This is a genomic window from Acinetobacter sp. V102_4 (assembly GCF_031799005.1).
Taxonomy (GTDB): domain Bacteria; phylum Pseudomonadota; class Gammaproteobacteria; order Pseudomonadales; family Moraxellaceae; genus Acinetobacter; species Acinetobacter calcoaceticus.
The window spans coordinates 192,257-201,605 of sequence record NZ_JAVQNR010000049.1; the positions used below are offsets into that span (position 1 = coordinate 192,257).

Annotated in this window: 15 protein-coding genes; all 15 read left to right on the forward strand. The window is 37.1% G+C overall.

Going from position 1 to position 9,349, the window contains the following annotated elements:
- Positions 1-9: 9 nt before the first annotated feature.
- Positions 10-1,104 (forward strand): minor capsid protein, encoded by a 1,095-nt coding sequence (locus RMB13_RS14460; RefSeq protein ID WP_311085587.1) that lies wholly within the window; start codon positions 10-12, stop codon positions 1,102-1,104.
- A gap of 64 nt (positions 1,105-1,168) precedes the next feature.
- Positions 1,169-1,666, forward strand: a complete 498-nt coding sequence (locus RMB13_RS14465; RefSeq protein WP_311085588.1) for a hypothetical protein — start codon at positions 1,169-1,171, stop codon at positions 1,664-1,666.
- Between the two features lie 117 nt (positions 1,667-1,783).
- The gene (locus RMB13_RS14470; RefSeq protein WP_311085589.1) at positions 1,784-2,551 is read left to right on the forward strand and encodes a DUF6651 domain-containing protein; all 768 of its coding nucleotides are present in this window, start codon (positions 1,784-1,786) and stop codon (positions 2,549-2,551) included.
- 27 nt (positions 2,552-2,578) lie between these two features.
- Positions 2,579-3,523 carry a major capsid protein gene (locus RMB13_RS14475; protein WP_311085590.1) on the forward strand — a complete coding sequence of 315 codons (945 nt, stop codon included), beginning with the start codon at positions 2,579-2,581 and terminating at the stop codon, positions 3,521-3,523.
- 68 nt (positions 3,524-3,591) lie between these two features.
- Entirely contained in the window at positions 3,592-4,257 is a 666-nt protein-coding gene (locus RMB13_RS14480; protein WP_311085591.1) for an Ish1 domain-containing protein, read from the forward strand.
- Between the two features lie 4 nt (positions 4,258-4,261).
- Positions 4,262-4,651, forward strand: a complete 390-nt coding sequence (locus RMB13_RS14485; RefSeq protein WP_270903755.1) for a hypothetical protein — start codon at positions 4,262-4,264, stop codon at positions 4,649-4,651.
- Positions 4,652-4,654: 3 nt separating this feature from the next.
- On the forward strand, positions 4,655-5,023 hold the full coding sequence (locus RMB13_RS14490) for a glutamate 5-kinase (RefSeq protein WP_311085592.1): 369 nt from the start codon (positions 4,655-4,657) through the stop codon (positions 5,021-5,023).
- Positions 5,024-5,060: 37 nt separating this feature from the next.
- Entirely contained in the window at positions 5,061-5,765 is a 705-nt protein-coding gene (locus RMB13_RS14495) for a hypothetical protein (RefSeq protein ID WP_311085593.1), read from the forward strand.
- A gap of 89 nt (positions 5,766-5,854) precedes the next feature.
- Complete coding sequence (locus tag RMB13_RS14500) at positions 5,855-6,025, forward strand: hypothetical protein (protein WP_311085594.1); 171 nt, start codon at positions 5,855-5,857, stop codon at positions 6,023-6,025.
- An 11-nt stretch (positions 6,026-6,036) separates the two neighbouring features.
- Positions 6,037-6,444 carry a hypothetical protein gene (locus RMB13_RS14505; protein WP_311085595.1) on the forward strand — a complete coding sequence of 136 codons (408 nt, stop codon included), beginning with the start codon at positions 6,037-6,039 and terminating at the stop codon, positions 6,442-6,444.
- The gene (locus RMB13_RS14510) at positions 6,416-6,784 is read left to right on the forward strand and encodes an HK97 gp10 family phage protein (RefSeq protein WP_311085629.1); all 369 of its coding nucleotides are present in this window, start codon (positions 6,416-6,418) and stop codon (positions 6,782-6,784) included. The genes RMB13_RS14505 and RMB13_RS14510 overlap by 29 nt, the downstream gene beginning before the upstream one ends.
- A 1-nt stretch (position 6,785) precedes the next feature.
- Positions 6,786-7,184: a hypothetical protein gene (locus tag RMB13_RS14515; protein ID WP_311085596.1), complete on the forward strand. Its 399-nt coding sequence runs from the start codon at positions 6,786-6,788 to the stop codon at positions 7,182-7,184.
- Positions 7,185-7,262: 78 nt separating this feature from the next.
- On the forward strand, positions 7,263-7,895 hold the full coding sequence (locus RMB13_RS14520; RefSeq protein ID WP_311085597.1) for a hypothetical protein: 633 nt from the start codon (positions 7,263-7,265) through the stop codon (positions 7,893-7,895).
- Between the two features lie 117 nt (positions 7,896-8,012).
- Complete coding sequence (locus RMB13_RS14525) at positions 8,013-8,366, forward strand: hypothetical protein (protein ID WP_311085598.1); 354 nt, start codon at positions 8,013-8,015, stop codon at positions 8,364-8,366.
- A complete protein-coding gene (locus tag RMB13_RS14530) occupies positions 8,366-9,331 on the forward strand; it encodes a phage tail protein (RefSeq protein WP_311085599.1) in 966 nt (321 codons plus the stop codon). The genes RMB13_RS14525 and RMB13_RS14530 overlap by 1 nt, the downstream gene beginning before the upstream one ends.
- Positions 9,332-9,349 lie beyond the last annotated feature (18 nt).

Below are 9,349 nucleotides of genomic sequence, written 5' to 3' on the forward strand. Positions count from 1 at the left end.
TAGGGTGATATGGCTAAAGATATTAAAAATCTTTTGGAGGTACTCACTCAACATCAGGCTTATCTCTATCGTACTTCTTCGCAATCAGTAAATGAATTATTGGGTTTATTCAATGATGATACGAACGCAATGCTTTCAAAGCTTCGAGATTTATTGGATGAACTTAGTGATTCAGAAAAGATTGCTTTAGCTGGAGGGAAATACACAACCTCAAACCTTAGGGAAATAAGAGATTTAATTTCTCAATGGTTTAGTAGTGTTAATACAAGCCTACCTGAAGTTTTCGCCGTTTCAGCTACAGCGATGGCCGTTTATGAAGCTAACTACATTGCAAAATTATACGGCGCAAGGATAAATAAGCCTGACGGTGAAAAGCTCTTTGCAGCAGCGAAAAAAGTTCCTTTGGCTGGCGGTGCTCTTGTTGATGACCTTTTATCAAGAATTGCAGAAAGTGCCCGCCAAAAAGTTGAATATGCGATTCGTGACGTTATTAGCTCAGGTAAAACAAACCAAGAAATTATCCAGCGTATTCGCGGTACCAAACGCCTTAATTTTGAAGATGGTCTGTTAAACAGCACTAAATCAGATATTGACCGGACTGTTCGGACTATACGAAGCCATGTGGCTAATCAAGCCTATCTAGATAGCTACAAACAAATAGGCTTTGAATACGTCCGATTTGTTAGTGTTTTAGATGGTAGGACATCAAAGCTATGTGCGTCTTTAGATGGAACTATATGGGAAATTAACGACCCAGCCAAACGGGTACCACCGTTGCATCCACATTGTCGAAGCATCTTGGTACCAGTTGATAAAGATGGTCGATTAGTTGGACAGCGTCCTTTTGTAATGGATGAGCGAAAAGTCAAAGACATCCCGAAAGATGAGCGCAGCCAGTTAATAGGGCAATTGGATGCAAACACTACATTCAAAGAGTTCTTCAAAAAGACTGATGACTTTTTCCAAAAAGAGTGGCTTGGGCCAAAGAGGTACAAACTTTATAAAGAAGGAATCTTTGATTTTGATAAATTTTATGATCCGGAGGGAAAATTATACACTTTAGAGGAGTTAAAGATTCTAGATGAAAAAATAACTAATATATGAATCTTGCCTTAAAAGTGATAATTATATATTTTATAATTTATTTAATTGTTTAGTGCTTCATATAATGAAAAAGCTTGTAGAAATATCCAGAAATAATAAATTGCTCAAAGAAATAATTATTTCTGAAATTATTATTGTATCAATTATTTATCTAGTCGTAATATCGATGACGTACTATTTGGAAGGAGTGAAAGGTATTGATAAATTAGTTAATTCATCAAATGACCAGTTTGGTTTAACACCTATAATTGCAACCGTAATTAATTTTGTAATTGGTTTGGTTTTTTTGATTCTTTATCGTTATTTTAACTTTGCATTTAAAAGCACCTTAATGGGGGTATCTGAGGCACTTCTAGATACATTCACAACATTATTTAGACTTTCTGGTGGTATTTTAATTGGTTTCGCAATTATCTATTTTTTAGAAGTTAGATATGAACACATATTAATCGTGTTTTTAATATATGGAATAATTTCTGTCTTTAATTCATCTTTTTTAGTATTTTTCAAAAGAAAGATGTATCAAAAGCCAGATAGGGAATTAAAAAGAATGCCCTATTAAATCTTATTTAAATTAAAGCCCTATTACATATAGGGCTTTTTTTATTGCCTGCCGAAAGTGGATGCAGACGGCGAACCAGGGTGGATGCCCATTTTGAAAATATAGGTTGGATGACCCATGAAACTTAAAACAGTAACGATCGACGGTAAGGTATATGCGGAAGTAGAGGGTGATAAACCTATCTATGTTCATGATGATGGTAAAGAGATGCCACATGATGCCGCTCACTCTGTAGCAACTATTGCACGTTTAAACAATGAAGCAAAAACGAACCGTGAAGCGAAAGAAGCGGCAGAAAAAGCCCTAAAAGCTTTTGATGGGATCAATGATCCTGTGGCAGCTAAGAAAGCAATTCAGACAATGCAAAACCTTGACGATAAAAAGCTAGTGGATGCTGGTGAAGTCGAGAAAGTGAAAGCTGAAGCTATCAAAGCAGTTGAAGAAAAATATGCTCCAATCGTTCAACAACGTGATGCTCTAGAAGCTCAATTGCATGGTGAGCTTATTGGCGGTGGTTTTGCTCGTTCTAAGTACATTCAAGACAACATTGCAGTACCAGTAGATATGGTTCAAGCGACATTTGGCCAGCACTTCAAAATCGAAGAAGGCAAAGTGGTTGCATATGATCCGAATGGCGAAAAGATTTATTCACGTATTCGCCCTGGTGAACTTGCAAATGTTGATGAAGCTTTAGAGTCCTTGGTTGGCGGATACCAGCATAAAGACTTAATCCTTAAAGGTGGTAAAGGAAATGGCGGTGGTTTCCAAAGTGAGGGTAAAGGTGGAGCACCTTCAGGTATGAAGCGTAGCGAGATGTCAGTATCTCAAAGAGCGGAATACATCAAAGAACATGGCCAAGATTCATTCCTAAAACTACCAAACTAATTATTAAACATTTGGAGATAAGTAGTTATGACTACAGTAAATTCAGACATGATCATCTACAACCAATTGGCTCAAACTGCTTATTTAGAGCGTTTGCAAGACAATTTGAATGTCTTTAATGAGGCATCCGCTGGAGCGATTGTTTATCGCAATGAAATCATTGAAGGTGATTTTAGCAAAGATTCCTTTTACCGAGTGGGGGGGAGCATCAAACATCGTGATGTGAACTCAAATGCTAAAGTTAACCCTGAAAAAATTGGTGCTGGTGAATCTGTAGGGGTGAAAATTCCCTATAAATATGGTCCTTATGCTTCTACTGAAGAGGCATTCAAGCGCCGTGCTCGTACACCTGAAGAGTTTGCAATGATTCTTGGCTATGATTTGGCAGATGCTTTAGTTGCAGGGCGTTTACAGTACAGCTTGGCTTCATTGAAAGCAGCAATTACAAGCAATCCTGATATGGTTGCAAAAGGCAGTATCGTAGTAGACGGTCGTAAAGCTTTAACCAAAGGAATGCGTAAGTTTGGCGATAAGTTTGGCCGTATTAGTTTGTGGGTAATGAACTCAGACACCTATTTCGATATTGTTGATGATGCAATCACTAAGCAGATTTATGGCGAATCTGAAATCGTTATCTATGGTGGTTTATCAGGTACTTTAGGTAAGCCGGTATTGGTTACTGATGCCGTGGGCGATGATGATGCATTTGGTTTGCAAGTGGGAGCTGTTACTGTCACTGAATCACAAGTACCAGGCTTCCGAGCTTACGACATTAATGATGAAGAAAACTTAGGAATTGGTATGCGTGCTGAAGGTACCTTTAACATGGATCTTCTTGGTTATAGCTGGGATACAACCAAAGGTATTAATCCTGATCTTTCTTTACTGGGTTCAAGTGCAAACTGGCTGAAACATGCAACCAGCAACAAAATGACTGCTGGTACATTGTTGGATTTGTCTGGTACGCCTTAATACCTTAAACATCTAATTTTATTGGAGGGCAACTTAGCCCTCTTTTTTATTATTAAGAGAAAAGTATCATGAAGTTAATCTATACACGTATTGCCGCAGCAGCAGCTTTAGAAGTCGGAACATTTGCAAACCCAGACTATTATGAATATCCAAATCGTAGTGCTGAAGAAGTAATCATTTATGGTGACTATCCAAAAATCCAAAATGACTATGAAGCTTTGGATATTCCAGTTGAAGTTCGCAAATTGGCAGAGCCTGCAAAAACGACTTTGGCCACAGTAAATGTTGCAGTGGGAATTACCCCAGAGCTGCAAGAGGTCATTGATAATACAAAAGCTGAGTGTGAAAAGGTTGTTGAGGAAAACGGGCAACTTAAACAGAAAATCGAAATCTTAGAACAAGCTAATGGTGATAGCTCGGAATTACTTTCTGAAAACTCACGTTTAAAAGATGCTGTACTCCAAGCTGACAATGCTACTAAAGCTGCTGAAGGAAAGGTAGTAAGCATCCAATCAGAATTTGACGCTTTTAAAAATGATGTTGCTGCTATGCAAGCGCGTATTGCTGAATTGGAAGCTGGAAAATTGGCAGAAAATCCAGTAACTGAAACGGCGACAAATGATTTTGAAAGTTGGTCTAACGATCAATTAAAAGAATATTTGGCAAGTAAAGACATTGGCTACAAACCATCTGCTTCAAAAGCAGAACTACTTAAGCTGATCCCAAAGGAATAATGAAATGAGCTTTATTACTGTAGATGACGCAAATTCAATTTTGGGCAGCGATTTTGCACCAGACAGTGATAAAGCTCGTCTGGTTCAACTTGCAAATGTCTGGATGAAAAAAAGGATAGGGTTCGTGCCGGATCCTATTGATTCACTCCTCAAAGACGCTGCTTGTGAAATTATTAAAGGCATTCTTGCTAAGGCGATCTATAACGGCAAAGAGCAGTTGCTTAAACGAAAGAAAGTTAAAGCTGATTCAGTCGAATCTGAGAAAGAGTATCAAGAAGGTACTGAAGCGATTTCTAGCTTTGAACAGATAGCAATTGATTATATTGATTCGATTGATTTGAAAGATCCTAATGCAAGTTTTAATGGCTTCGGCATTCCACTTTACAGGGCATAAATAATGGGCTTAAGAGATGAGTTACAGGCGGACATTGCTGAAGCATTTAATGAAGATTTGGCTGACGCCGTGCATACCTTTACGTGTGAACGGATATCAAAAACAAATTGGGATCCTAAGACTGAAACTCATGTTGAAGTTAAAGAAAACTATTCTGGCCGTGGCGTTCTGTTTGGCTCATACAGTCAATATGAAATACAAACGCTTGGAGTACTGACTACAGATAAGAAAGCGACCGTACTTCAAAATGAAGTGACTATGGCCCCAAAAATTGATGATGAATGGATTACAGCCTTAGGTTCATTTCGAGTAATTCATATTCAGCAAGATCCAGCCAGTACAATCTGGAAATGTCAGTTGAGACAAGTTTAATTACTTGTTCTAATATCCTTCTGAATTAGGGGGATATATGGCTAGAAAAAATTTAAAAGTTAAAGTAGAACTCACAATCTTTTGGTTGGGATTATTCTGTTTATCATATTTGATTTTCGGATTCATTTTAAAATCTGATTTAACTAAGCCTATTGATTCTTCGATTTTTTATGAAGTTTTAAAAGATTCATTAAGCATATCAGCAGCATTCTTTGCTCCAATTGCAGCATTTATTCTCTTTAGTGACTGGAGAGAGCAGCATAATAAGCAAGTTCGGAATGAATTTGGATTAAAGGTTTTTAATCAATTTGAAAAATTTTCTAAAGGAATTGATCAGGCAGGTTTTATTTATACAGAACTTGATTGTTTATTACCTAAAGAAGCTAGGGATAAACGGGACCCCTTTAGAATACGCATAGGTTTAGATCATCCAATTTTTCATAAAAATAAAAATTTAATTTTAAGTTATTTTAAACAAGTGCAGCAAATCCAAGAAGAATTTCAAGCATTAATTGAAAATTTTAGATATTTTGGAGTTGTAACAAACCAGTTAATAGATATGAAATCGTGGATTGATAGTACCTTAGAAGAGTTTGTAAATATCCATGAGGAGGATGAAACCTATTCTGAATTCTTGCAATTTCTCGAAAAAATAATAAAAGAATTAGAATTATATAAAAATCTTCGAAATCAAATTGAATTAAATCTAGTTAAAAATATTCTGCAGCAACTTCAAGAATGATAATTGCTATCTTATCCTTCTCTTGATTAAAAGATCGATTTTTTAGAAATTCTTAATCCCACTTCGGTGGGTTTTTTATTGGAGTAAATATGACGTGGACTGCACATGAGGTTTATGACAGCGTTCAGGTTGTACCTGATGATGATTTAAAACCTCATTCATTTTTTCACTGCGAATGCCATCCCGAATATGTGGATGGCATTTTTATTCATAACGCATTTGATGGCAGAGAGGCAACTGAAACGCCTTTGCTAAGTTGATAGGTTAGACCATGGTTAGCACAGATTACGTTCCCTTATGGCATATCTCACCATTTCAACATGTGCAATACACACTTGCTAGAAATCAGCTTCACATGGATCTCTTATTCGAAGACATGAATAAGGTTGATCCATTCATGTCCGTTAAAGGGGCAGCTGCGCAAGTTGATTTCTATTCCGATGGTGCGTTAGCAATTGTTCAGTTGGGCGATACCTCAGAAAGGAAATTGGTAGAGATCTATGGCTTGCTTTTGCATGAAGCTGTTCATGTTTGGCAGAAGGTTAAAAAGCTCATGGGAGAAAAAGAGCCTAGTTCAGAATTTGAAGCATATTCAATTCAAGCGATCGCTCAAGACCTTTTTAAAATGTATGAAGAAAGCGAGGTAAATGATGGGATGGAAGGGGAAAAGGCCAACTGATTTTAGTTTTGAAGTGACTAAAACAGCAGAGGAAAAGGTAAAGAAAATTACTATGGATGCTGTTCAGTCTTTAGTAGTTTCAAGTCCCGTTGATACTGGAGCTTATCGTGCTTCTCACATTGTTTCTATTGGATCTGGTGATTATGGTGTACGTAGTCCTGAAACAAATGCCGTTCAAGATGCAGCTATTCAAGCCGTTAAATTTAAGCTGGGCAATTTGGTTTACATCCAGAACAACCAGCCTTATGCAGAGCGCTTAGAAAATGGTTGGTCAGATCAAGCACCTCAAGGTATTTACAAGACAACGTTTACTTATATTTCTCAAAAGTATGGTGGTTAAGATGGCAATGACTTTAGAGCAGACAAGGCAAGCTATTATCGATCGTATGCAAAGCTTTACAGGTATTGCACAGAACAGAATTCAGTATCCAAATGCACCAGGCTTTGAAGTACCAAAGGAAGGCTTGTGGTGTCGTCTTACGATCGCAGGTGGACCGAGTTTCGTGGCAGGAGTTGCTGATAAACCATGTACACGCCGTACAGGTAATATAATGGTCCAGTGTTTTGCAAGACATCATAGTGGTGCGAAAGGTTTAACTGAGTTAAGTGATTCTTTACTTCATCATTTTGAATATTTCATCACTGATCATCTTGAATGTCTACAAGGACAATCAGTTTTTGTCGGTCAAGATGCAAACTTCATTCAGTATAATGTAACGATCAGATTTAATATAAATTAAAAAAAAGTTTCAAAAAAATATTATAAATCTATCTTTTATAAAGTAAGGTGAATTTTCTAATATTTATAAGTTTCTTTTATGCTTGAAAAGTTTTTATTTGCAATCTTGGGCGCAGCTCTTACCTTTCTAAGTTCCCTGGTACTTGAGTGGATCAAAGCAAAGTTGGGTCGTAGAAAAAGTATTATTGATCAATGGAAAATGGATTATGAGAATGCTGAGAGATTGGATGGTATTCTTGCTCTTCCAAATAATGATATTAATAAGATAAAAAGAGATAGATTTTCTAAAGTTTTTTTTAAAAATGAAAAAGCTAATTTTCAAGATTTAAAGCTCTTATTGATATCGAATAACCCCGATTATTGGTCTAATGATTTTTTTGAGTCTAAAGGCTATTTAAATTTTATTAAAAATGAAGAAAACGGTGACTATACATTGATTACCTATGATAGACCTAAATATAAAGTAAAATTATTGATAAGTGGTTATTTCATATCTGCGATTTTAGGCTTATTGCCATATATTTATAGTGCCAAGCTAATGCCTATACTTAAAGAAGAAATTGCTTCTGGTTCTTATCTCTTATTAATAATTATATCCCTTTACATGTTTGGGTTTCTATCAAATGCCTACTTTTCTATGAGGAAAGCTTCTAAAGAATACTCGGCTAAACAGTTTGTTTTAAGTTTTTATAAAGAAGGAGTGCACAAATGAATTCTAAACCTGGTTACTTTGTAATAAGTAATATTCTAACCTAGGTCAGTTTAAAACTGGTTTTATTAAATCACTACCACCTCATCGGTGGTTTTTTTATGTCTACAGGAATCACTTATGAGCAATTTCGTTTTTAAGCGTGGTGACACATTCAACTTGAATTTGCAGCTGGTTGATATGGATGATGCGTTGCAATTTCCAGCAAATGATGTACGTCGTGCGATCGACTTAACGGGTTATGCATTTACTTCTCAAGTTAAAACTTTGGATACCGGTGCGGCAGTGGCTACTTTAACCTGCGCCATTTTAAGCCAGACGACTCAGAAAGGATGGCTTAGCGTGAAATCAGGAGCAAGTACTGCTACATGGCCATTGGGTTTATGTCAGATGGATATCAAAGCGGTTGTAGGTGGTGTTGTTCAACATACTGAAACATTGGTATTCCAAGTGATTGATGGAGTAACAGCATAATGGCAAATCTTTTATTTAGATTTAGTTGGGATCATCGGCCTTTTGTCTATAACTCTTCTCAAGGCAAGCGGCAGTTTATGTTGCCTTTTGCCTCCGGTATTCCAAATCTAGCGCCGGACTGGACACAAGTGCAGGGATTAGGAAACGCTGCAACTGGTACCATTACAACTTCTGCTGCAGATTTGACAGCTGGTCGAATCTTGAAGGTTGGTGATTTTGGTGTTGGTGCGCCACAAACAATCGCAGATACTTCTGTAGACTTAAACAATGTTGGAGCAGGTTTTTTTAATATTCCTGGAGCAGCTGTTAATTCACCTGGTGCTGGTTGGCTAGAAAGTAGATTGTGGTCGAATGGCGCTACGAATCTTATGAAGCAGTTTTGGACGGCTGCATATACTAGTGATATTCGTGTAAGACAAAAAGCATCAGCAGGAGGTAGTTTTTCTGTATGGCATAAATTATGGACAGAAGGCAATACAACTGTTGATGCAAATGGTTTTGTAAAATCAGCTTCTCCAATCGTTAAGCTTTTTGCAGAGTCAATTGAATTAAATGAGGAAGCCAGTAAACAGCCAATCGATTTTGAAAAAGTTGATGTAGGTGATTACCTGTTGAAAGGATCTTTAGGTTTTGCAAGTGAGGGTTGGTATATCGAAGTGCCTAAAGATGCCAATGGCAATACGGTAGTTGCTGTTGAGTATTCAGCTCTGGAAAATGGTGATATTTCAATTAAGACCTATAAACGTAAATTTGATATTGAACTAGCTGCAGTCGTTGCTGATCATGATAATCCATTAGATATACCTGAAGGTCGCTGGATTGATATCCGATTGTATGAAGTGCCTGAAGAACCAGTGAGTGAAACACCTGTTGAATTTCAGCCTACAAACTTATCAGAAGCAGTAGCTGCGGCATTGAATGGTGTGGAGCCACCAGAAGTTGCCGACTCAAATGATATTAAATAAGGACCCGCTAATTTAGCG

What these genes read in the sequence shown, in the direction of transcription:
- RMB13_RS14490 (WP_311085592.1), top strand. Translation starts at nt 4,655, where the DNA reads ATGGGCTTAAGAGATGAGTTACAGGCGGACATTGCTGAAGCATTTAAT.
- RMB13_RS14500 (WP_311085594.1), top strand. Translation starts at nt 5,855, where the DNA reads ATGACGTGGACTGCACATGAGGTTTATGACAGCGTTCAGGTTGTACCT.
- RMB13_RS14510 (WP_311085629.1), top strand. Translation starts at nt 6,416, where the DNA reads ATGGGATGGAAGGGGAAAAGGCCAACTGATTTTAGTTTTGAAGTGACT.
- RMB13_RS14465 (WP_311085588.1), top strand. Translation starts at nt 1,169, where the DNA reads ATGAAAAAGCTTGTAGAAATATCCAGAAATAATAAATTGCTCAAAGAA.
- RMB13_RS14530 (WP_311085599.1), top strand. Translation starts at nt 8,366, where the DNA reads ATGGCAAATCTTTTATTTAGATTTAGTTGGGATCATCGGCCTTTTGTC.
- RMB13_RS14460 (WP_311085587.1), top strand. Translation starts at nt 10, where the DNA reads ATGGCTAAAGATATTAAAAATCTTTTGGAGGTACTCACTCAACATCAG.
- RMB13_RS14495 (WP_311085593.1), top strand. Translation starts at nt 5,061, where the DNA reads ATGGCTAGAAAAAATTTAAAAGTTAAAGTAGAACTCACAATCTTTTGG.
- RMB13_RS14480 (WP_311085591.1), top strand. Translation starts at nt 3,592, where the DNA reads ATGAAGTTAATCTATACACGTATTGCCGCAGCAGCAGCTTTAGAAGTC.
- RMB13_RS14485 (WP_270903755.1), top strand. Translation starts at nt 4,262, where the DNA reads ATGAGCTTTATTACTGTAGATGACGCAAATTCAATTTTGGGCAGCGAT.
- RMB13_RS14515 (WP_311085596.1), top strand. Translation starts at nt 6,786, where the DNA reads ATGGCAATGACTTTAGAGCAGACAAGGCAAGCTATTATCGATCGTATG.
- RMB13_RS14470 (WP_311085589.1), top strand. Translation starts at nt 1,784, where the DNA reads ATGAAACTTAAAACAGTAACGATCGACGGTAAGGTATATGCGGAAGTA.
- RMB13_RS14505 (WP_311085595.1), top strand. Translation starts at nt 6,037, where the DNA reads ATGGTTAGCACAGATTACGTTCCCTTATGGCATATCTCACCATTTCAA.
- RMB13_RS14475 (WP_311085590.1), top strand. Translation starts at nt 2,579, where the DNA reads ATGACTACAGTAAATTCAGACATGATCATCTACAACCAATTGGCTCAA.
- RMB13_RS14520 (WP_311085597.1), top strand. Translation starts at nt 7,263, where the DNA reads ATGCTTGAAAAGTTTTTATTTGCAATCTTGGGCGCAGCTCTTACCTTT.
- RMB13_RS14525 (WP_311085598.1), top strand. Translation starts at nt 8,013, where the DNA reads ATGAGCAATTTCGTTTTTAAGCGTGGTGACACATTCAACTTGAATTTG.